The sequence below is a fragment of the Maribacter ulvicola genome, assembly GCF_900155985.1.
Classification (GTDB): Bacteria; Bacteroidota; Bacteroidia; order Flavobacteriales; family Flavobacteriaceae; genus Maribacter; species Maribacter ulvicola.
This window is the reverse complement of the sequence record NZ_FTMA01000003.1, coordinates 233,098-258,180: the sequence shown is the minus strand read 5'-3', so window position 1 is coordinate 258,180 and position 25,083 is coordinate 233,098. Positions and strand designations below refer to the sequence as shown.

The window sequence follows — 25,083 nt, the reverse complement described above, 5'->3', positions numbered from 1 at the left end:
AATAGGCCTTTTAATTCAATTTAGGTATTAGTTGAATTTATGTCTTACAAAGGCTTCCATGGCTGCGTATGAAGATAAGCCCATTGCTTTGTATTTATTAGCGGTATCTCGGTTTCTTTCTTCTGCGCGCATCCAAAATTCCCTAGAGTCATCGCCTTGGAACATGACGCCATCTTTTTGAGATTGGTGGCAGAAAATTGCAAAACGTTTCTTCAATACCTGTCCCGGACTCATAGGTACTGCCATTTCAATTTCGTTAATATCCCACTCGTGCCAAGCACCTCTATATAGCCAAACCCAGCAATCTTCCATAAAGTCTTCAGATTTCAGTTTTTCACATGCAGCAAAAACGGCATCTAAGCATACTTTATGTGTACCATGTGGATCAGCCAAATCACCAGCGGCATATATTTGATGGGGTTTAATTTCTTTGATAATGTCTATTACTATATCAATATCCTCATCAGATAGGTTTTTCTTTTTAATCTTACCCGTTTCGTAAAATGGCAAGTCTAAAAAGTGGACGTTTTCATCTTGCAGTCCCATATAACGTGTAGCTGCATAAGACTCTCCTCTTCTTATTTTACCTTTTAAATTTCTTACGTCAAGTGAATCTATACGTGTTTCATTCTTTTCAGAAATAGATTTTATGATGTTTTCTGCTTCCTCAGATGGATTAATATGCATGGCGATTTCTGCATATTTACGGGCATCGGTATCTGAAACTGCGATGTTTCCAGAGGTTTGGTATACAATGTGAACTTCATGACCTTGTTCTACTAATCTATCAAAAGTTCCGCCCATAGAAATTACATCATCATCTGGGTGTGGACTAAAAATGATCACTCGTTTTTTAGCAGGTGTAGCACGCTCTGGTCTGTGGGTATCGTCAGCATCTGGTTTACCACCTGGCCATCCGGTAATGGTATGTTGTAATTTATTGAACATTTCAATATTCAGATCATAGGAGTCAGCTAAAGCTAAAAGATCTGCCATACCGTTATCATTATAATCCTTATCGGTTAAGCTTAATATGGTTTTTCCTGTAGTTTCACAAAGCCAAACCATAGCCTTTGCCTTCAATTCTTCTGTCCATTCACAAGAATCAACCAACCATGGTGTTTTGTTTTTTGTTAATTCACTACCGGCACCGGTATCTAGAACAAAAGTACAGTTATCATGTTCTTGTAAGTAGGTTGCTGGCACGTGAGATGAAATATCTCCTTCAATAGTCTTCTTTATAATTCCTGCCTTATTTTCACCCCAACCTAGTAAAACAATTCTTTTAGCTTTTCTTACCGTGGAAATACCCATTGTAATTGCTTTTCTGGGTACATTGGCTATTCCTAGAAAGGCAGGTGCGGCATCTGCGCGAGTAATATGGTCCAAGGTTATTACTCTAGTGCCAGAGTTAAAATGTGAGCCAGGTTCATTGAATCCAATGTGCCCTGTTCTTCCTATTCCTAAAAGTTGAAAATCTAAGCCGCCATTTTCTTTTATTTTACGATCGTAACTTAGACAATACGCCGTAGTTTCCTCATTACTTACTGTACCATCAGGTATATGTATATTCTTTTCAGGAATATCTACATGATTAAATAAATGCTCATGCATGAAATAGAAATAACTCTGTATGTTATTTGGTTCCATTGGCAAATATTCATCTAGGTTGAAGGTGATCACATTTTTAAAGCTTAACCCTTCTTCTTTATGCATACGAACCAATTCTTCATAAACGCGTATAGGTGAAGAACCAGTGGCTAAACCTAAGACGCAATTTCTTTTCTGGCCTTGTCTCTTTTTTATTAAAGCTGCAATTTCATGAGCAACTTGAATAGAAGCTTCGTTAGAATCTTCGAAAATTACGTTGTGTATTTTTTCGAAACGTGTTTCTTCGAACTGACCAATTGGTTTGTGGGTAATATCCATTTTGGAATCCTTTACGGTGTTTTTCATGTGGTAACGGTAGATTTTTTTATTTTTTTTAATCATGCAAATATATGCGTTATTTTGATTATTTGCAGTTTTGTGCAATAAATTATGCTGTATTTTGCTGTTAATTAATCTTTAAATTCTGTTTACATTCTATTAACGTCATAAAACAGCATGCGTTAAAAATCCCTATATTTGTCCTATTCACAAGTAAAAAAGTGCTTTCTAAATGCTAAAAGAAGAACGTCAACAAACCATATTAAGTGAGGTTGATCTGCATAATAGAATTCTTATAACTGATATAGCTGAGGCTTTAGATGTGTCTATAGATACTATTAGAAGAGATGTAAAAGAATTAGATGCAGAAAATAAACTGCGTAAAGTGCATGGTGGTGCGATCTCTATGGGGTATATGACCAACAGTGCCAGAAATACAAATATTTATAAGTTAGATGATAAAGCTGCCATTGCCACAAAAGCGGTAGGTATGTTACGTGATGGTGCCGTTATTTTTTTAGATGGAGGAACAACCTGTATGGAATTGGCAAGAATTATTCCTGAAAATTTAAATCTTACTTGTTTTACCATTAGTTTACCGGTTGCCATGGAGCTTTCTCATAAAGCAAACATCAATGTAATTTCTATTGGAGGACAAATATCTAAGGAAGCACAGATTGCTATTGGTGCAAATGCCATTCATCATATATCTGAGATACGATTTGATTATAGTTTTATTGGTACCGGTTATGTGGATGCTACTTTTGGTTTAACAGAGTTTGATTGGGATATTGTTCAAATAAAGAAAGCAGTTATAAAAGCATCGAAGAAAACAGTGCTTTTATCCATATCGGAAAAATTGAATTCTCAGCATAGGTATAAAACCTGTGATATAAATTCGATAAATACCATGATTACCGAGTTGACCCCAGATAACTTATTATTAAAAGCTTTTAGAAATCACGATATAAAAATTTTATAATTAAATGGATTACAAAAGAGTTACAGAGACACCGTCCCATCATGATAATTTAGAGTTGATGGATACCCAAACTATTCTCCAGAAAATAAACGAAGAGGATAGAAAGGTTGCCGCTGCGGTAGAGAAGACCATTCCGCAGGTTACGAAGCTTGTAGATGCTTTAACTGAAAGGTTCAATAAAGGAGGAAGACTTTTTTACATTGGTGCAGGAACTAGCGGTAGATTAGGAATTTTAGATGCTTCAGAAATTCCGCCAACATTTGGTATGCCACATGAACGTGTTGTTGGTTTAATTGCTGGTGGAGATACCGCCATTAGAAAAGCAGTTGAAAATGCGGAAGATGCCACCAAGCAGGCGTGGTTAGATTTAAAGAAACATGATATTAATACTACTGATGTAGTAGTGGGTATTGCAGCCTCAGGCAGCACTCCATATGTCATTGGTGGGTTAGAAGATGCCAAGGAGAACGGAATTTTAACAGCAGCAATTACCAATAACCCTGGTGCACCCATTGCAAGAATAGCTGATATACCTATTGAAATAAATGTAGGACCGGAGTTTCTAACCGGTAGTACAAGAATGAAAAGTGGTACTTCTCAAAAATTGGTCTTGAACATGATATCTACTGCATTAATGATTAAAATAGGTAGAGTTAAAGGTAATAAGATGGTGAACATGCAATTGAGCAACGATAAGTTGGTTGATCGCGGTACTAGGTATATTATGGAAGGGCTAAATATTGATTATGCAGCGGCTGAAACGTTATTGAAAGAACATGGTTCTGTTAAGTTGGCTATAGATGCCGGTAGGGAATAAGTACCTATTTGTAACATAGGACACTAAGAGAAAAGGTCTGTAACCAGAGAATTTGGTTAAAGACCTTTTTTTGTTACTATTGACTTAGTTTTATTTTTTCGGTATCAATTTATAGATGCCTTTACCTTCAACGGCTACATAAATGTATCCGTCAGGTCCTTGTTTTACGCCGCGTACTCTACCCATGCCATCCATTAATTTTTCACGAGTGACTACCTTATTTCCATCCATCACTAATCGTTCTAAATATTGAAAAGCCAAGGACCCTACTAATAAGCTGCCTTTCCAATTTTTATACTTATCGCTAGTTACAAACTCCATTCCACTTGGTGCAATAGATGGAACCCAATAATGAATAGGTTGCTCCATACCCTGCATTTTGGTTTTATCTGTAATTGGAGTGCCGCCATAATTGATACCATAGGTAACTAAAGGCCATCCGTAGTTAGCACCTTTCTTTATAATATTAATTTCATCTCCCCCTCTTGGTCCGTGTTCATTGTCCCAAATTTCTCCGGTAAGAGGATGTTTTATCAAACCTTGCGGGTTTCTATGCCCATAACTATAAATTGCAGTCTTGGCGCCTTTTTCATTTATAAACGGATTATCTTTAGGAATTTGCCCATCATCATGTAACCGGTAAATTTTACCGCCATCTCTTTTAATATTTTGTGGGTTTATGTCTCTATCTCCACGTTCACCAATAGAGAAAAACAGATATCCATTAGTATCAAATGCAATTCTGGATCCAAAATGTTGTCCCTTTGTAGTGTTGGGGGTAGCCTTGTAAAGTACTTGGGTTTCTGTCAATGAATTGTTCTTCAATTTTGCTCTCATAATTGCGGTATGACCGCCTTTCTCATGGCCGTCCGTTGATGCATAAGTGAGGTAAATCCATTCGTTTTCGGTATAGTTGGGGTGGAGTGCTATATCGAGCAAACCTCCTTGGCCTCTATTATAAACTTCGGGGATGTTACCGATAATCGATCTTTTTCCATTACTAAAATGTATTAATTCTCCTTCTTTTTCGGTGATTAAAATACTTTTATCCGGAAGAAAGGTAAAGCCCCATGGAGACTGTAGCTGATCGACGAACAGCTTAGTTGTAAAAACTGCTTCTTTTGGGGTAATGGTTTTGTTTTCAGGGTTTTGTGCGCAAGAAAAATTTAGCATTACAACGAATAAAAGCGTGAAGATGATACTATTTTTCATATTAGGGCGTTAGAAATGTATTAAAGAACACATGATTATTTAAAAGATAAAATATAAGTAAAAAATTACACCTAAGAACGATAAAGATCCCAAATCGAAATTGTTCTTAAAAAATGAATCTTAACCTATGCTCCCAAAACAACAGCGGTATACGCTGTATGTGCTTATTCTGATCGTTCTTTCAGTAATTGGTACTACGGCACTAGCCAACTCTAAAGTAAGTACTATGTACGAAGAGGTGGCCAATGTAATTGAAAAAGTTGTTTCGATTTCTACCCAAAAGCAATCTACCTTAAAACAGAAAGTCAACGTTGCACGAAAGTCAAACCTAGCTACTTCGGCAATGTTCAATACACTTATTGTTGGTGCAGATGATACAGAAACCTGTAATGATAATGGGTTTACAGTTGCACGTTTTAATTTATGTGGTGATTATGATGATCGTATTATAAGTTTATCCGGAGGACCTTATAGTTCAGCTTCATGGCAAGTATTAGGAGGTTCTTGTACGCCAAATGTAAATACGGAGTGCCCAAGTACCACCTCATCTTGCTATAGTGAAATTTCAAGAGGTTCAACTTTTAATTTAGATGCAAGTTCTGTTCCTTCAACTTCTGGAGCAGAGTATAGAGTGGTTGTAGACGGACAGACCTATTATTTTAAAGTAAAGAAAAGTACCATAACACAAACCTATGTAAAACAAGATTATATCTGTGGGGTAGATGGTAGAATCCAGATTACCAATTTGTCTAGTGCATATGAGTTTAGTATAGATGGGGGTAGTTCTTGGCAAGGAGCAATTTTTTCTAATCTAGCAGCTGGTACATATCATATTAAAGCTAGATTAAAAAACACGGCAAATACTTGTGAATACCCGTACGAGCCTATTGTAATAGAGGAAAAAGAGATCCAGATAGCTGCTACTTTTACAGATGCGCTATGTAGTGGAGACACTGGTAGTATAACCGTTACGGCCTCTAATGTGCCGGGTCCATATAAATATACTTTGTTAAACTCAAGCGGTATACGCCAGGAGTTTACTGCCTTTCTTACTGAGAGTACTCATACTTTTTCAGCAGTAGGATTTGGTACGTATATAGTACAAGTAGAAACGCAACAATGTAAGGGAGATTTATTAAGCGGCATTAACCCTCCACGACAACATTTAGATACAAGTGGTAACCCTTTTACTATTGGTGCCGGGGCTTCAGCTTTAGATGCTTCTACTGAGGTAAACAGTAGTTTTGGTTGTTCAGATATTTCTAGTGTAGATATTATTTTAAATACAACTGGCGGGGCTGCACCTTATACATTTACCGTTAATGGTGGGGCGGTGCAACCATCATTTGGTGATGCGGCTACAGATGCTGGAACTACAACATATGCGGTTGGCTCAGCAGGAACTTATGACTTTGTTATTACAGATAGTAATGGTTGTATCATAAACGCTTCTTCTGATGTTGAAAGTTTACTACCACCAGATATTACCGTTACTGGTATAGATGGTACTTGTAGTAACGGTGGGGCAAAATTAGAGTTTACCATTAATAATGGTAGGGGTTACAATATATCATATAGAGAAAATGCTTCTCAGCCTTGGGTAAGTACTCCGCAAATTTCAGTGGCGGCAGGTACTTACAATGATATTGAAGTAAGATACCAACAAGGCGGATTTGAGTGTACATTAGATTTACCTTCTGTAACTGTAGATACGGTTGGTCTACTAATAGGAACAGCAAATAAAGTTCTTGATATTACCTGTACTAGCACCGGTGCCAATGGGGGGCAAATAGATTTTGTTGGTCCTTTTTCGGGTGGATCTGGTAGTGGCTATGAATTTAGTATTGACGGTGTCAATTTCTCTGCAATAACTTCTTATACCGATTTAGCTGCAGGTATATATACTCCAATTATTCGCGATGCTGGTGGTTGTCGCTTAGAATTAACAGCTATAGAAATTTTAGATGTTGATCCGCCAACAAACTTAAGTTTTGCACAAAGTAATGTTAGTTGTGCTGCAGGTACTACAGATGTGGAATTAACACCTACCAGTAACGCTACAATCAATAGATATGAGATTATTAGTCCGGCTTATTTTGATAACGGAAATAACGCTACGTTTACCGGTTTACTTACTTCTCAGCCATACATTTTTCAAATTACAGATGTTAATGGATGTTCTTATACCGAAGGTTTTAGACCTGTAGAAATAAGTTCTATTCGAGTACAGGTAAAATCTGGTGGAGACCTTAGGGTATGTAATGGCGCTACAGATGGTAGTGGAACTTTTATTGTAGATGGTTTTGCCAACAATTATACCTATGCTATTAATGGAGGAACGGCTAGTGCTCCACAAAGTAATCGTGAAGTAGTGCTGCCATTATCAGGTGCGGGTACATATGCCATTACGGTAACTGATTCTGATACGGGTTGTACGGATACTACATCTTTTGATATTAATGAAGCTTCGGTATTAGATTTGTCCGCAAGTGTTGTTACACCTATGAGTTGTGATAATAATAATATTGGACGGGTAGAGGCCAATGTAACCGGAGGTTGGGGAGGCTATAAATATTCATTATTATACCCTTCTGGATTTAATACAGGTATACGGTCAGGAAGGTTTTTTGGTAATTTAACAGAGGCGACCGATGTGTCTGATCCAACTGATGTTTATACGTTGACCGCAATTGACTCTGAAGGTTGTAGTACTACTTTTACGTTTGATTTAGAAGAGCTATTTGCTCCAAGTATTTCTATTCAAAGTTCTGATCTTTGTTTTACTACTACAAGTAATCCATCTGTAACAGTATCTAGTTCTGGTGGTGGATCAGGTCACGAGTATCGTATTAACAATGGGGCTTTCACGGCTAACCCAACATTTAGCGATCTCTTTCCGGGCACTTATACTATAGATGTCCAAGATGACAATCATTGTAGAAACTCCGTAACTGTTACTATCCCACCTCAAGTTAGTGTAAGCCTGTCATTAATAAATGAAATACCTTGTGCGGGTAATGGATCTATGGGTATTACAATTTCAGATGGTGATATTTCTGATTTGTCGAATACGCAATACACGATATTTAAAGATGGTAATCCGGTAGCAGGTTCTACGGGGATTGCCTTGCCTGCAGATACATTCGTTTACAATGTTGGTTCTCTAGAAGCTGGTAGTTATACCGTTTCAATTGTAGATAATAATGGTTGTACAGACGTTTCTGAACCAATAATATTTGATGCCCCTTCTACCATAGTTGCCAGTCATGAAGCAGTAGGTCCTAGTTGTGGCGATGATAATAGTGGCTTTATAGATATAATTGTGGATCCTACTATTGGTATACCGCCTTATGAGATAAAATTTGGACCAACAGGGAGTCTAAGTTATAGTGTAGGTGATGATGGTATCTATGAATTTTCTTCGCAAACTACCTATTCAGGTTTACCGGTTGGGATTTATGAATATTTAGTGAAAGATGCAAGAGGATGCCTTATACCTGGTATAGTTTCAGTTGATATATTAATTGATACAAGAGCAAGTCCAGATGCAACGGTGGTACCTTTAGATGCTACTTGTACAGGTAATGTAGTTTCTGGTGGAATTCAAGTTTCGTCAATTAGTGGCGGTGTTGCTGAATTTACATATATAGTTGAAGATTTATTTGGAAATGAGATTACTAGAGTAGTAACTGATCCTGCAACAATTTATCCTTTAACGATTACATCTGATGAAATAACTCCTGGCAATTATCAACTCATCACTATAGATTCAAGAGGTTGTAGAGATATTGATGAGGTTACTATAGGTAGTGCAACCGTAGATATAATTCCAGATAATTTAACGGTAATTGCTACGTGTACACCAGGTGGATTCACTTACTGTGTAGATATAGTTGGTGGAACCGGACCATTTAATATTCGCTTATTAGATGGTTTAAATCCTCCGTTTATATCTTTAGGGGGTATACCGCCAAGTGAAGTTAGAAGGTATTGTTTTCCTGCTATACAATTAGGGCAGGTACTGACCGTTGAAGTCGAGGATACTTCTACAGGTTGTACTTATCAGGAAATAATAGAAGTGCCTCAGGGGCTTTCTACTGTTGATGTAGGTTTAACGATTGATAATGCCACTTGTATTCCGGGCAATTTAGTAGCACTAACATATAATGTCACTGGAGCATCAGGGTTATTAGATATAGAAATTAGAAATACGGAAACAGGAGATCTATTTATTGCAGAAACACGTTCCGAGTTTAATTATACATATCAAGTGCCAGAAGGAGCATATAGTATTTTTGTTTATGATAATGGTACATTGTGTTCAGATGGAAATCAAGTTGAAGCCATATTAAATGCACCAAGAGTTGATGTTATTGAAAACATTAATGCGAATTGTAATGCTGATGGCCAATTAACGGTTAGAGGTAGTGGGGGAACACCATTTGTAACAGGAAGTCCTTATTTATATGCATATGTTCCTGCTGGAACACCAGTTGATGAAGATGGAACCAATACTCCGGGCGATAGCTCTGATGATTTTACCGATGCGTCAACGGTTACATTACCTGGTGCACCCGGCGCAGGAATTGAATATGATATTTACGTCAAAGATGCCCGAAATTGTTCTTATAGAATTTCAGCTGCCGTAATTACAGAAGATCCCCCATTGCCAACACCAGATTTTGATGTTAGTAATCAATGTGATGTGACTACAGCAACCTTTACTATAGATTTATCTATGCCTGCAACTATTAATACGCCTACTTTTACATTAGGTGGTATTAGTCAAATAGGTACAAGGCTAAATGATACAGATCCATGGACAACAACTTTTACCGTTGGTAGTGTTGGGGTCTATCATGTAGATGTCATGGATGCTAACGGTTGTGTAGGTTTTGCAGATCCAGAAGTTTACCAAGTACTTTCGGCTTCTGGTGAATTTAGTACAGATCCAAATTGTACAGATTCAAATGGGGTTATAACGGTAACAGCAAATGGAGGTAGTGGTAATTTTGATTTTGAACTTCAGGATAGTAGTGGTAATTATATAGCTAACAATGATACCGGCATTTTTACCGGACTTTCAGCTGGCCATTATCAGGTTTTATTAGAAGATGATTTGGTTAATGACGGTACTATTTTTTGCCCATTTTTGGTAGAGAATATTATTAGTACCGTTCCTACAGCTCCATTGATTATTTCAACCGGAGCAAATGATATAAGTTGCGAAGGTGAAAACGACGGTAGTATAAATATAATATTGGCTACTGGAAGCGATATTGACGGAATAGCTGAATATAATTTATACTCAGGTAATTTGCCTCTACCAGGAGCACCAACCGCTTTGGCTTCAAACAATTCAGGGTCTTTTACTAATTTAATCCCTGGTAATTATGTTGTTGAGGTAGTTACCAATTTGGGTTGTACAGATGTACGTGAAGTTACTATTATAGAACCGGCAGAATTTAATATTTCCGCTAGTGCTGCAGATTTTGCTTGTGAGCCAGGTGCAAACAGGTATAGTTCTACTATTATTACGGTAAGTGTGGATGATGTAGGTACTGTGGGATCAGGATATCAATATAGCATCACCGGTTTTGAAAACTATCAAACAGGTAATACGTTTGAAATTATAGATGATGGTACCCCTCAGAATATTACTGTTTATGCTATAGATGGCAATGGGTGTCAAGCTACTTTTGTACTTCCTACAATTAATCCTCCTACAGATGTAGTTCCAAAAATTAAAGCGGTAGATATTTTAAACTGTAGAGATAATGAGCGTGTACGTATAGAGGTAGCTGGTACATCAGATTTTACGGTAAATACAGTTTCAGTTATCGCAGTACCACCTTTTTCAAATTCACCGGGAGATAACTATGTTGATGTTTACCTGCCGGCTGTAGGTGATTATTTATTTGAGATCGTAGATAATACAGTAGGTTGTACCTACCCAATGCCGGTACATACGGTAAATACGCCTATTATACCTACGGTATTAATTAGTGAAGCTAAGCCAGTTAGTTGTGCGGTACCTGGTAATGATGGGGCCTTATTTATTACGGTGGATGATTATGTAGGGGTATTTGATTACATCGTTTATGAAGCTACAGATGATGCAAGAACTACCCCTTTAGCTTCAGGTAGTTTTGATACCAATAATTTCCCAGATGTGAATGGTGACGAAGCTAGAATTGATAATTTGCCTGGTGGTAACTTAATTGTTGATGTGGTTTCAATTGACAATCCGTATTGTTCCGGAATTAGTAATGTAGCGAACATAAGAACACCAAACGGTCCACTACTGGTAACGGCTGAATCTATTGGTAATGTTAGCTGTGCAAATAATACAGGAGAAATAATAGCAACAGGTACCGGAGGTTGGGACACTACGCCATACGAATATAGATTAGTAATGAGTACCGATGGTGGAGCAAGTTATACGACTGAAATTAGCGCTTTTTCAAATGATAATGAATTTACCGGGTTATCCTTCGGTTTCTATGAAGTGGAAATTAGAGATGTTGAAGGTTGTACAAATACGGTTGAAATAGAATTGGAAGAGGTGCCTCAAATTATTGCAGGAATTAGAGAGCCACAAAGCTTAGATTGTCCAAACGGAAACAATGCAGTTTTAGAAGCTTATGATACTACTACGGGTGATGCTATTACGGCAACAGCGGGTGCAAGCGGAGGTTTTCCAGGAGCAGGTTATAACTATACTTTATTATATTTAAGTGGAGATGATAATACTGCAGTTTTATCTGAAAGTGGATTGCAGAATACCCCAACGTTTATTGGTGATAGCGGTGGGTATATTAGTGCTGGTTGGTATGCCATAGAAGTGTCGTCTAGTTTTGGATGTTCATTCATAACTGACGCCTACTATGTTGATCCACCACCACCTATTCAGCCATTATTGGTGCAAACCAGAGTACCTGGTTGTGGAGGAGATGGTGAAATGAGAATGACGGTTGAAAACCCTGATCCATTATTTACTTATGAGTATTTACGAGTTGAAAACGGAGTCACCATAGGCACTTATGAACCTATGACGGGTAATTCTGTAACAATTACCGGAGTTCAAGGTATTACGTATCAATTTGATGTAAGAAAGGTGAATGGCGCCGGGGCTTGTCCTGCAATACGTTCTAACGGTATAACAATGACCGATGCTACGGGTATTACATTGCTTCCAAATTTACCAGATGATATTTCTTGTGCTTCTGAATTGGATGGTAGAATAGAATCTTTTGTTAACGGTGGTGTAGGTGAAGATTTATTTTACCTGTATGAAGGTGACCCGGTAGATGCTTTTAACCCTGCAGCAACTGCAACAATGGTTAGAGGACCTCAGGATAACGGAACATTTGAAGGTCTTCCGGAAGGAACAGCATATTACATTGCCGTAACCAGTGGTGCTACATGTATGGATATTGCCGGTCCGTTTGAAATAGTTAGACCAGAACCTATCATTTTTGATGCTGTTGCTACAAATGTAACGTGTAATGGCGAAGAAGATGGAACTATTACGGTTTCTGTAAGTGCTGGTGGTGAAGGCTTGATTCAGTTTGCTATTGCGCCTAACTTTAATGATTTCTTTAGTGATTCCGAAAATCCAGGCACGTATACTTTTGATGAACTTGCCGCTGGTACGTATGAGATATTGATCAAAGATGACAATGGTTGTTTTGAAAAGGATTTCATCACTGTTGAAGAGCCTGACCAAATTCAAGTGATAAATATTGAAACTACGCCTGAACTTTGTATAGGGGCTAATAATGGTACGGTTGTATTTGATATTGTTGGCGGTACCCCTTTTGAGGATGCTCTGGTTAGTCCAACACCTTATTTTGAGTATAAGATTGAAATGATCGATCCGGTTGATGAATCTGGTACGGCTACATTTGCGCCATATACCGGAGAAATTATTGAGGACTTGCAAGGTGGCGCATCTTACGTAATTTATATTCAAGATGTAAATTCGTGTACGGCTTCAGAATTATTTACCATAGCTATAGGAGTTGATTTAACAGCGGAACCTCAAATTCAATATGGATGTGAGGGAATATTTCCAACCAGTACAACAACTATTCAGTTGGCTAATGACAATTTATTGCCTGAGCTAATGTTTGCACTAGATCCAATTGATCCTACAGATGCTATTACCGCAAATGCCACAGATCAGTATGTATGGGGAGATTTACCGGCAGGGGACCATATCGTATATATATATCATGAAAATGGTTGTACCAACAGGGTTGAGTTCAGCATTGAAGGCTATGAGCCATTAAGCTTGGTTGTTGACAAGACAGGGCCTAATGAAGTACAAGCCTCGGCAGCAGGTGGTTACGGAGAATATGAATTCTTCTTTAACGGACAGTCATTTGGTGATGAGACAATATTTACCACCAATGAAAGCGGAATAGTTAATGTTCGTGTAAGAGATGCCAGAGGTTGTGAACTTGAACTTAGTGTGCCGTTCGAATTTACAGGAATGTTAGAATTCCCTAATTTCTTTACACCAGATGGAGATAACTTAAATGATATCTGGTCACCTAAGAATAGAGATCTTTTTAATGGTGTTGAGGTTAAAATTTATGACCGTTATGGTAGAGTAGTGGCCGTACTTGATGAAGTAAGCGGTTGGGACGGTACCTATGAAGGTAATGAAGTACCTACAGGAGATTACTGGTATGTGGTAAATGCTAATAGTAATGCCATAAAATATGTAGGGCATTTTACCTTATATCGATAGCAAAAAGAGAGCACATGAGTTTAAAAAAGAGGATGCATTTGGTATCCTCTTTTTTTGTTTTGAATGTACTTATTAAGTTTTAGAATTTTTATTCGTCAAACTTTTTGAACACGAATGAACCAAAAACTTCTTTAACTTTAAAGAAACTTGTTTTTAGGGTACATTTGATAGAAAATATTACGTTTACAGATGAGGTCTATTTTATATATTATTTTATTGGTTATTTTTCAAAGTTGTGCATCTCAGGCTAAACCGGTCCTGATAGATTCAGAAATGGAAACGAATGTAAAAGAGAACCTTTCTTACTATTTATATTATCCGGAGGACTATGAAGAAGAACCAGAGAAGAACTTTCCTATACTCTTGTTTTTACATGGTGGCGGTGAGTCTGGAGACAGCTTGGTTACGGTGAAAAGAAATGGTCCGCCAAAATTAATTGTTCAGGGTAAAAAGTTTCCTTTTTTAATATTGGCCCCTCAAAATCCGAATGCAAAAAAATGGTGGAACACGAGAGCTGTTAAGCAGTTGTTAGACTCTATTGTTGGTAATAATAGAATAGATAAAAAGCGAATTTATTTAACGGGATTAAGTAGAGGAGGGGGAGCTGCGTGGGAGTTGGCTGTTCAATATCCAGATACTTTTGCCGCAATGGCAGTGGTTTGTGGTATGGCACCTTTGCCTTATGCCTCATGGATAAATAGAAAAATGCCAATGTGGGTTTTTCATGGAGAGAAAGATAAATCTGTTCCTTTTTCAGAATCAGAGAATATGGTAGCTAAGTTAAAGGAAATGGGTTACGAAGTCATATTTACCAGATACCCTAACGTTGGTCACAGCGCATGGATCAAAGCCTATGAAACCGATGCGCTTTATGATTGGTTTATGAATCAAGAGTTGAAGTAAGATTTTCTTTAATTCTCCTGAAACACTAGAATAGAATCTCTGTTTTGAGTAACAATATAATAGGGTCGGTCTATTTGATTACTGTTTACCTTTATGATGCTTTTAGCATCGCCTGGTACTAAAAATCCGCTTTTAGATGTCTCTATGGATTTGAAATTACCTTTACCATCATTCTCTAATAATAAACCATTGAAGGCGTCATATCGTCCTATAAAAACTTCATTTCCAAAATCGTTACCAACTAACAAAATATCTTCATTGCCATCATTGTTATAATCTAATGTTGCAATTCCGTTTATTGGAGCAACTTGTGCCTCTATGGGTAGTGGGCTGTATTTAAATGTGCCATCGCCCATGTTTTCTAAAACGATACTTTTGTCAAAATTACCAATTAGTTTTGTTGATCCCTGCAGTTCTTCCTTGGTGAATAAACTTGAAATAGTAGCTTTGGAGTACCCTTTGAATGTGGTGAATTTTGCTCTAAATAGTGGACTTTGGCCATTTAAATCTCCCCAAAAGTTAACTGGAAATGATTTGTAGGTAGGGTTGTCAAAGCTATCTTTGAAATAAGCGAACATGACAGGGTCAATAGTACCATTATTGTCAAAATCTTTTGCAATTACAGAAACAGGTCTTTCCGTAGATGGTTGATAGAAGTTGTTCATACCTAAATTACCTACAATAAAATCTAGGTCGCCATCATTATCAATGTCTGTGGTAGTAATACATTCCCACCAACCATAAAGTTCTTCAACTCCTGTTTTATCTAATTGGTCGAAACCGGTACTCGTATTTTTAAAAATAGTAATAGGCATAAATTCTCCAATGATAATTAAATCATCATTTCCGTCTAAATTAATATCTGCCCAAACTGCATTGGTAACCATACCTAGGTTTCTTAATTCTGGAGCAATACTAGTCGTTACATCTTTTAATATTCCGTTTTCATTTTTTAATAAGAAACTTTTTTCAGCATTAGGATATTTTGAGTAAGGTGTTCTTCCACCAACGAAAAGGTCAACAAAGCCGTCGTTATTAAAATCTGACGTGGTTACAACTGAACCGCTTGTATTAATTTTAGGCATCTTACCAGATGAAATAGTAAAATTTCCGTTACCATCATTTAATAATAATCTGTCCGTATAGTTGTTACTTTCTAGGTTAAATTCATTACTTCCAGAGACTAAGTATATATCTAGATCGCCATCGTTCTCTAGATCAAATAAAGCAATACTTTCCTCTTCATATTTCATGTTTTCTTCATTGTCAAATAAAGTTTGTTGCGAGAAGTTGCCTTTGGCATCCTGAAAAAATAATTGGGGAGACATTCCTGTAGAACTACCAACGATAAAATCTTCAATACCATCACCATTTAAATCTCCAGTAGCTGTTACAGGACCATTTTGGGTTAATTTATGAGGTATGGTTCGTTGAATATTATAGTCAACTATATCTTTTTCTTCATGTAAATATGTTAATCTTTTATCTTTTGAAACTTCTTTGAAAATTGGTTTTTCCTTTTTGGCAACCAAAGGGAAAGTTAAATTTTCAGGAGCTATAGAGGTTGCATTTTCGTATTTTATGATTAATCGTTGGTTACTCTCAATATTTTTTAGTTTTTGGAACTTATTATCTGCCCAAAGTACTTCTACAGATTCAACTTGTTTTTTATGGCCTAAACCAAAATGTGCTATGTCTTCAACGGTAGACATATAACCTCTATATGTATAATGTTCATGGTATTGAAAAGTATCGTCACCGAACCTTAAAACAATTTTTGCACCTGTTTTTTTTGATTTTGATGGAGCATCTATAAGAGCTATACTTAGATAATTATGTAGACCATCCTTGTGGTTGGTATTATTTTGAAAGATTAAAGCTTCATCGTTAATATTATTTACGATATAATCTAAATCACCGTCGTTATCTAAATCGGCAAATGCGGCGCCATTAGAAAAAGAGGGTATCCCTATTCCCCAATCCTGACTTACATCTGAAAACTGATTGTTTGAATTGTTTTTATATGCGTAGTTGGGAATCTTTATTTTAGGTATTGAATCCAAAATTTGAGCCGGACTCAAGTACCTACTTACATTGAATTTAAAATCGCCAAAATCCAAGTCGGTGATATCTCTTGGGAAGCCATTTGTAATTAATAAGTCTTCATAGCCATCATTATCCATATCTGCAAAAAGTGGAGACCAACTCCAATCAGTTTTTGACACACCTGCCATTAAACCTATTTCACTATAAGGTACATTGTTGCCATTACCTTTTTGCAACATGTTTCTGGTATGTTGGTATTCATATCCAAAACGGTCATTTAAAATATATTCTGTGTATTTATTACCAGCTAGGGTTGTTTTTAGCCTTTCGTTGGTTTCTCCTAGCATATCTAAGGTAATAATGTCTAAATAACCGTCATTGTTAAAGTCAGAAATATCATTCCCCATAGAAAACTTACTTTGGTGTTTGATGTTCTCTTTTATCTTATTAGAAAATGTTCCGTCTTGATTATTAATGTAAAGAAGGTCATTTGATAGGTAATCATTACTTACATAAATATCTGGCCAACCATCAAAATTTAAATCTGCAATAGAAAGTCCTAAGCCATAACCTTCTATAGTTATACCTGCTTCAATGGTAACATCTGTAAAAGTACCGTCACCATTGTTTTTATATAGTTTATCATTACTTAATGCAGTACCATCTGTAATTTTTTTTCTAAACGTTGAAGGTAGCACATGAACGTCAACATTGTTTAAGACATATAAATCTAAAAGGCCATCTTTATTGTAATCAAAAAAAGAAGCCCCCATACTATTACCTGATTCTTCAATGCCAAATTCAGAAGCTTTATCCGTAAATGTTGGTATGTTATTTTTATTTAAACCATTATTTATAAATAGCATGTTTTTCTTTTCCTCATCACTATTTAACATGGCAGAACACACATATATATCTAAAAATCCATCATTGTTGATATCTGCGAGAGCTATACCTGTATTCCACTTGTTTAAAGCTTCAATTCCTGATTCTTTAGAGACATCTTTAAATTTAAAATTACCCTGGTTTAAGTATAATTTATTAGATACTTGATTTCCACTAAAAAATAAATCGGGCATATGGTCATTGTTGAAATCACCAATGGCCACACCACCACCGTTAAAAATGTACTCGCTTGTTAATATGTTGAAGCTATCTGTCTCAACTATTTTATTGTTAAAGTCAATTCCTGACTCTGAAGCCGGTACCACTTTAAAAAGGGAAACGGATTCTTTCTGGTTACATGAAAAAAGAATGGTTGTTAGTAATGCAATGGTTATAGCCGAAAAGATTCGCATAATAAGTTTTTTTATACTCTATACTAGAGAAGAAGTATTCAATTTGTTGTGAGTTTATTGAAAAGAAAACAATGTGATAAAATATCTTATGTGAGTAAATATTAATCTGGTTTTGTGTAGTACCAAAATAGTGTTTTTGTACTGAATATCATAAAGAGTTGGTTGCTTACTTAAAGATTTAATTCGTTTTTTTATGGTCTAAGTTTTCAAATGTCAAGATAGATTAAAACTAGCATGATTAACTAGTTGCTTATATGGTTACATTATAAAATTCTGTTTTAAACTTTGCCAAAAAAAAATCAGGACATTTTTCAATGTCCTGATTTTGAGGTTGTTTTTAAAGTAACCCAAAAATAAATTTACTTGATTTTTTAGTCATCTAAAGAATCTATAAAGTCAATTGCAGTTTGTGGTAGTAAAACCTTATCTACAATGTGTGCAACACCGTTTCTTGCAAATACGTCTGCGGTAGTAATATTTGCGTTGACATCATTAGTTGCATCTCCAATAACAAAATTATCTGAACCAATTACAGTAATAACTTCTATATCTTTTTCTGATAGAGTAGTTAATGTACCTGCCTCTAAATCTGCGCTTGTAATTTTACCAGCAACTACATGATACAACAGTATATTACTAAGTAATTCTAATTCTTCTTCTGTATCAAAACTAGCAATGCTTGTATAATCTGGGCCTAATGCATCAAATAAGTTTGAGAAAGCAGCGTTTGATGGAGCGAAAACTGTTGCGTTTTTAGAATATGTGAAATTAGTAGCATCTTCATCTTCGGTATTGGTGTCATCAATAAATTTCCCAACTAAATCGGTAGCAATTAATGCCTCTTCTAAAGTACTTAATGCAGCAGCGTTTACTACTGTTGTAGCTAAATCATCTGAACTTAATAATGTAATAAAATCTATTGCGGCTTGTGGTAAAAGTACTTTGTCCACAATGGTGGCAATACCATTTTTAGCATCGATCCCATCAGTGACAATAGTTGCATTAGTGCCGGAAACATCTCCAAATTCGAAATCACCTGCATTATCAACAACTTCAACTGTATTGTCTTCTAAAAGAGTCATAGTTGGTCCTGCTGTTAATGCCGTTGAGCCATCAGAAGATGGTAAAATGTGATATAGCAAAATCTTCTTAAGTAATTCTATTTCCGCAGAATTATCAAAATCATCAAGATCATTGTAATCATCTCCAAGAGCATCAAAGAGATTTTCGAAAGCTTGATTGTTAGGGGCTAGTACTCTAGTTGTTTCCAAACCGGATATAGCATCTACCAATCCTGCTTTTACTGCAGCTGCAGCTAATGAACTTAAATCATCTGTTCCGGTAACCCAGTCCAATAAAGTTGGTCGAATATCAAAATCTAGGGCATCAATAGCCTCTTGGGGTACTAATACCTTATCTATTATGTGTACGATACCATTGTCTGCATAGAAGTTTGATTGTGTTACTTTTGAAACAGGATTTGTTTCTGGCAAATCAGAAGCATCCAATAATTCTATGTCATCGCCTACGGCAACGGAAAGTGTTCCTCCTTGTACCGTTGTTAATGACTGACCATCGGAAAACCCTGAGGCTTCAATGTTGTCAGCAACTACATGATAGGTTAATATCTGAGCAAGTAAATCTGCATCAGCCGCAGACAATAGCTGTGCCGCTGCTGATCCATCATCATCATTAGCTTCAAAACCAACTTGTGTTGCAAATGTCTCAAAAGCCGCATCATTTGGTGCAAATACTGTAAAAGGACCCGTACCGTTTAATGTAGTAGCGATGTCACCAGAGGCTGCTTCAATTGCAGCGTTTAGGTTAGAAAGACTACCAATTGTGTTGATTCTAGTGTCAACAGTACCTGGACCGATCAAGGTGTCGCTACCATCTATATCATCATCTTCACAAGAACTGAAACCAATTAAGGCAAGCATGGAGAATGAGACACTTAAAATTTGAAATGTTTTCATATCTAAATTATTTAGTATAAGATTTTTTAATTCTATTTGTTAGTATCCAGGATTCTGTTTCAGAACTCCGCCACTTAAATCTATTGCGTTTAATGGTATTGGCAACATATCATGTTTTGCTTCAACAGTATTCGCTTTAGTTCCAAAGTTTGGTATGGTACGACTTTCATTTGCAATGTATTCGTTCATAACACTTGCCGCATTACCCCATCTTCTTAAATCAAATAAACGATGACCTTCCATACTTAGCTCTAAACGACGCTCATGACGAACTGCTTTTCTAGCGAAATCTTGACTAGGGAAAGAAGTGTAAGGTTCTATCTGATAATTAGCTGCATCTGCATTACCTGCTTCGTTTTGAATGTAGGTCATGTTTTTAGCTCTGTTACGTACTAAGTTTGTCCATGTCAACGCAGATGCTAAATCATTGGTTTCAACAGCTGCTTCAGCACCCATTAATAAAACATCGGCATAACGAATAATATGATAGTTGATACCGGCATGTTGTTGGCCCCATGCACCTGTACCTTGATTATCCGTATCTCCGGATTGGTAAACATTTTTAGCTGGTAAGTAAGGACCGGAAATATCAGAGAAAGTTGCACGAATCCAAGAATGACCAGGGAAAGTACCATAACGGTTATAATCAATACCTCTTCTACCAACGGTATAATCTAATCTTGGGTCTAATGGTCCTGTATGAGGTGTAAATGCCTCGTCATCTTCCTTACCGTAGTCATTTGCCACATCTGTTTCATTAAAAGTATCTAATAATGGTAGACCCGATCCATCTGTTTGAAATGCATTTACCAAATCTTGAGAAGGTTGGTAAAATCCACAACAAGAACCAAAAGGACCTGGGTTAGGGAAGTTTAATACCCCGCCAATATTTCCATTTAGGGATTGACCATCATCCGCAGTAAATTGAATTGCAAAAATAGCTTCAGAGCTATTTTCTCCTGTGCTTTCAAAGTTAGCTACAAACTCAGAATTTAAAGCGTAAGGACCATCATTTATAATTTCTTCGAATAAAGCAAGGGCAGGAGCCCATTCAGACTGTTGTAAATGTACTTTACCCAAATAGGCTTTTGCAGCCCATGAGGAAGGTCTTCCTGATTGAGCCTGTGTTGCGGGTAAATTATCAATGGCAAATTGAAAATCTGCTTCTATTTGATCCCAAATAGGACCCGGGTTTGGTTGGTTGAATTCTGTGTTGGCATAGTTTTCTTCAGAGATGTAAGGAACATTTCCATAGATTCTTTGCAATTCAAAATTAAAATGGCCACGTAAAAAACGAGCCTCAGCTAATTTGCCGGTTAAATCTGCATCTTCTATAGTTGCAATTAACGCAATAACGGCATTTGCACGGTTAACACCAGCAAAAGTTGAAGACCATTTTCCTAAAACGTATGGGTTACCGGTTGTCCAATTATAAATTTCCATTTCAAAAAGATCGGCTTGGTCACCATCGGTACTTCCTTTGTGGGCATCATCTGCTAAAACATCAAACCACCAATTGTCTCCACTAGCAGCAAAGCCATTACCTGATAGGTTATTACGAATTCCATCTAATGTAGAATAAGCTCCAATTAATAGCAGCTCTACACCGTCTTCATTTTGTACGGCAGCATCACTAAGAGCACCAATTGCAGGTTGCTCGGTAAAGTCATCGCTACAGGCACTAAAAGCAGCGAATAGTGTGAATAAATATATTATTTTCTTTTTCATTTTTTTACAATTTTAAATTAAATCCAAGTGTAAGAATTCTAGATTGTGGTACAACCTGACTGTCAACACCTAATGTAAGATTATTACCAGTTACAGAAGAAATGATTTCCGGGTCAAACCCGTCATATCCTGTAAGTGTTAATAAATTTGTTCCTTGTATATAAACTCTAAAAGAATCTAAACCAATTGTTTTGGTAATTTTATCAGAGAATGCATAGCCTAATTGAATGTTTTTAAGACGTAGGTAAGAGCCATCTTCTACAAAATATGAATTTGGCTGTGTTTCACTGTTTTGTATTGAATTACTTAATGCTGGTAAGGTAGCATCTGTATTGATCGGAGTCCAAGAGTCTAACACTCTTGTACTACGGTTACCATCTGCGAAAGTTGGAAAATCGGTAAAGATTTTTGTGTAGTTATAAATGTCGTTTCCTTGTGATCCTTGTAAGAATAATGATAAGTCAAAAGATTTGTAGCCTAAGTTAAAGTTGAAACCATAGGTGAAATCTGGGTGAGGAGAACCAATAAAAGTTCTATCATCATCATTAATACTACCATCGCCATTAACATCTTTGTAGTCAAACCTCCCTTGATCTGTAAAGCCAATAACTTCTCTACCATAGAATGTAGAAATTGCCTGGCCAACTTGGGTTCTTGAAACGGCACCACCACGGTAGCTATCATCTCCAGTTTGGAAATCGCTTATCCAATCGGTCACCTCATTTTTGTAGTGAGAGAAATTTATATCAAAACCATATTTTAAGCCATACGTTGTTTCATCTTTATATCGCAAATTAATATCAAATCCAGTGTTTTTAACATTTCCTGCATTTACATAAGGCGCAGCAGCATCGATCGCTGTGGTGCTGATTAAGCTGTTATCTTGGGTAATTAGATCTTTAGTTTTAATATTAAACCATTCAAAATCTAAATTTAATTTATCTTCAAAAAAGCCTAATTCAATACCTGCATTTATTGCTTCGCTAGTTTCCCATTTCAAATTAGCGTTACCAACAGAAGATAAGATAGCACCTGTAGCTATAGAATTACCATCTATGGCATAGTTAGCATATTGCTCATTTAAAGATGAAATGTTGATAGTTGGGTTGCTAGCTGGTAATGATTGGTTACCTAATTGACCCCAAGAACCTTTTAATTTAAACCAACTTACGGGAGAGTCCGCAGACATAAAATCTTCTTTGCTAACTACCCAACCTGCACTTACAGAAGGGAAAGTAGCACTTTTGTTATCTCCTGTAAAACGAGAAGAAGTATCATTACGTAGGGTACCTGTTACAAAATACTTGTCGCCATAGGAATAGGTTGCAGAACCAAATAATGAATAAAGAGATGTGGCAAAATCATATGCGTTGTCAACGTTAGGTGTACCACTACCGTTATTCAATAGGTAGAAATCTGGTGTTTCAAATAAAAAGCCAGTACGACTGATTGTTTTTCCCTTACCACCATCTTTTACAGATTCAATCCCTGCTAAGGCATCAATTTTACTATTATTGAATGTTTTCTTATAGTTTAAGGTATTTGTAAATGTCCAAGAATAACCATCTTGGTTTACTTCTCTTAATGCATTTGTTCCTAAAGGCTCACTATGCTCTGGATCTAGAGCCGTAAAGCCACGTGTATTAAAAGAGTTGATAGTACCACTAATGGTTGTTTTAAATGTAAGTCCATCCATTAGCTGAGCAGATAAATATACATCACCTAGTATTCTAACGGTTTTATTGAAGTTATCACTTTGTCTGTTTAATTGAGCTAACGGACTTCTTGAATTACCGGTACCTTGCGCACCTGTTCCTGCAAAATTACCGTTGTCATCGTATAGAGGAATTAACGGGCTGCTCCTTACGGCTTCTTCGTATTGCGCACCGTTACCGCCTTTAGAATTACTGTATGCTGTACTAAAATGTTCACCAATACGTACTTTGTCTCCTAGTTTAAATTCGGAATTCAAACGAATTTGTCCAATTTTGTAATCCGTTTCTAAAAGGTTTCCAGGGTTATTCAAATAATTGGCAGAAAGGTTGTATTTACTATTTTCTTCACCGTTTGCTACAGAAAATGCGACACTTTGTATCACAGCTGTTCTTGTAATGGCATCGATCCAATCTGTTCCGTTCGGGTTAACGGTTGCAGAAGCAGGACCTCTAACTATAGGGTCATAAGAAACCACTCTTGTATATCCGTTTAATGTAGAAGGAACAACTGCAGATGATCCATTACCATATTGTGGGTGATTAAACGCTGTACCATCGTTAGCAGCACTCTGATATAAAACATCACCTAATTGTTGTGCATTTAAAAGTTCAGGAACATTGGCTACAGAAGAAAAACCTGTGTAGGTATCAACAGATACTACTGGCTTATCCATGTTATAACCACCACCTTTTGTTGTGATAATTACGACCCCGTTAGATGCTCTTGCACCATAAATAGCAGCGGCACCATCTTTTAAAACATTCATTTGATCAATATCGTTAGGGTTGATACTGTTCAATACAAATGGATCATCTGTTTGTAGACCGTCAATGATAAATAACGGGTTGGTGTTGTTACTTGTACCAAAACCACGAATGTTAATTTTTGGCGGGCTACCTGGTGTTGCATTTTGTACAACAGTTACACCACTTACACGCCCTTGTAAAGCTGAAGCAGCATTGACAACAGGTGCTTTTGTAGCTTCAGAAACATCAACGGATGCTACCGAGCCAGTTAAATCTCCCCTTGTTTGTTGAGAATACCCTAAAACAATTACCTCGTCAAGAGCGGCAGCATCTTCAGCTAAAGTTACGTTAACGCTTGATTGGCCGTTTACGGCAACTTCTCTACTTTTAAATCCAATATAGCTAAATACCAATGTGGCGCCATCAGAGACATTTAAGCTATAGTTACCATCAAAATCTGTTTGTGTACCATTAGTAGTACCTTTTTCTACAACATTGGCTCCGGGTAATGGTTGGCCAGTGTCATCTAAAACGGTTCCCGTAATAGTAGATTGAAGCGTTTTTACTTCAACGTCGTTTGAAGTACTTGTGTTTTCATTTGCTTGTACCAGTTGGGTACCTAAGCAAACAAGCATTGATAAAACTCCAGATTTAATAAAGGATGACCTTTTTCCAGATTTCATCAACGTGTAATCACGTTTTTGACTCATAATAGTTGTTGTTTGTTAGTTTTAGTTAAATGCTTGGATGTTGAATTTTTTAATTTTACAGTTGCAGTGTTTAAATGTTAAAAAAATCAAAATCCGGTATAATAATAACACTTTTAATTTAATATCCATAATTCAGTAGTATTAAATTAGGAATGATACGTCAACTATAGGAAATCTTATTGTAATTATCTGCGTTAATAAGTGTAATAAACAGGTTGTCAGTAATTTAGTAAATATTAAATTAGGGTATAGTAAAGTTAAA

General features: G+C 36.6%; 10 protein-coding genes. 4 read left to right on the top strand and 6 right to left on the bottom strand.

Annotated features, from left to right (window positions below; all coding sequences use genetic code 11):
• Positions 1–27: 27 nt before the first annotated feature.
• Positions 28–1,956 carry a glucosamine-6-phosphate deaminase gene (gene nagB, locus BW936_RS11715; protein WP_076548680.1) on the bottom strand — a complete coding sequence of 643 codons (1,929 nt, stop codon included), beginning with the start codon at positions 1,954–1,956 and terminating at the stop codon, positions 28–30.
• A 205-nt stretch (positions 1,957–2,161) separates the two neighbouring features.
• On the opposite strand from nagB, the gene BW936_RS11710 reads away from it, so the two are divergent.
• Together BW936_RS11710 and murQ are read left to right on the top strand one after the other, a co-directional pair.
• Positions 2,162–2,911 (top strand): DeoR/GlpR family DNA-binding transcription regulator, encoded by a 750-nt coding sequence (locus tag BW936_RS11710; protein WP_076548585.1) that lies wholly within the window; start codon positions 2,162–2,164, stop codon positions 2,909–2,911.
• A gap of 4 nt (positions 2,912–2,915) precedes the next feature.
• Positions 2,916–3,728: an N-acetylmuramic acid 6-phosphate etherase gene (murQ, locus tag BW936_RS11705; RefSeq protein ID WP_076548584.1), complete on the top strand. Its 813-nt coding sequence runs from the start codon at positions 2,916–2,918 to the stop codon at positions 3,726–3,728.
• Positions 3,729–3,818: 90 nt separating this feature from the next.
• On the opposite strand, the gene BW936_RS11700 is transcribed toward murQ, so the two are convergent.
• Positions 3,819–4,940, bottom strand: a complete 1,122-nt coding sequence (locus tag BW936_RS11700; RefSeq protein ID WP_076548583.1) for a PQQ-dependent sugar dehydrogenase — start codon at positions 4,938–4,940, stop codon at positions 3,819–3,821.
• Between the two features lie 127 nt (positions 4,941–5,067).
• Here BW936_RS11700 and BW936_RS11695 point away from each other — a divergent pair, with 127 nt between their 5' ends.
• Both BW936_RS11695 and BW936_RS11690 read left to right on the top strand, forming a co-directional pair.
• The gene (locus BW936_RS11695) at positions 5,068–13,698 is read left to right on the top strand and encodes a T9SS type B sorting domain-containing protein (protein ID WP_076548582.1); all 8,631 of its coding nucleotides are present in this window, start codon (positions 5,068–5,070) and stop codon (positions 13,696–13,698) included.
• Between the two features lie 189 nt (positions 13,699–13,887).
• Complete coding sequence (locus BW936_RS11690; protein ID WP_076548581.1) at positions 13,888–14,601, top strand: carboxylesterase family protein; 714 nt, start codon at positions 13,888–13,890, stop codon at positions 14,599–14,601.
• 8 nt (positions 14,602–14,609) lie between these two features.
• On the opposite strand, the gene BW936_RS11685 is transcribed toward BW936_RS11690, so the two are convergent.
• The 4 genes from BW936_RS11685 to BW936_RS11670 form a co-directional block, all read right to left on the bottom strand.
• The gene (locus BW936_RS11685; protein ID WP_076548580.1) at positions 14,610–17,945 is read right to left on the bottom strand and encodes a VCBS repeat-containing protein; all 3,336 of its coding nucleotides are present in this window, start codon (positions 17,943–17,945) and stop codon (positions 14,610–14,612) included.
• Positions 17,946–18,316: 371 nt separating this feature from the next.
• On the bottom strand, positions 18,317–19,921 hold the full coding sequence (locus BW936_RS11680) for a fasciclin domain-containing protein (protein WP_084182059.1): 1,605 nt from the start codon (positions 19,919–19,921) through the stop codon (positions 18,317–18,319).
• A 39-nt stretch (positions 19,922–19,960) separates the two neighbouring features.
• Positions 19,961–21,649 (bottom strand): RagB/SusD family nutrient uptake outer membrane protein, encoded by a 1,689-nt coding sequence (locus BW936_RS11675; protein WP_076548578.1) that lies wholly within the window; start codon positions 21,647–21,649, stop codon positions 19,961–19,963.
• A 4-nt stretch (positions 21,650–21,653) separates the two neighbouring features.
• Positions 21,654–24,821: a SusC/RagA family TonB-linked outer membrane protein gene (locus tag BW936_RS11670; protein ID WP_076548577.1), complete on the bottom strand. Its 3,168-nt coding sequence runs from the start codon at positions 24,819–24,821 to the stop codon at positions 21,654–21,656.
• Positions 24,822–25,083: the final 262 nt, after the last annotated feature.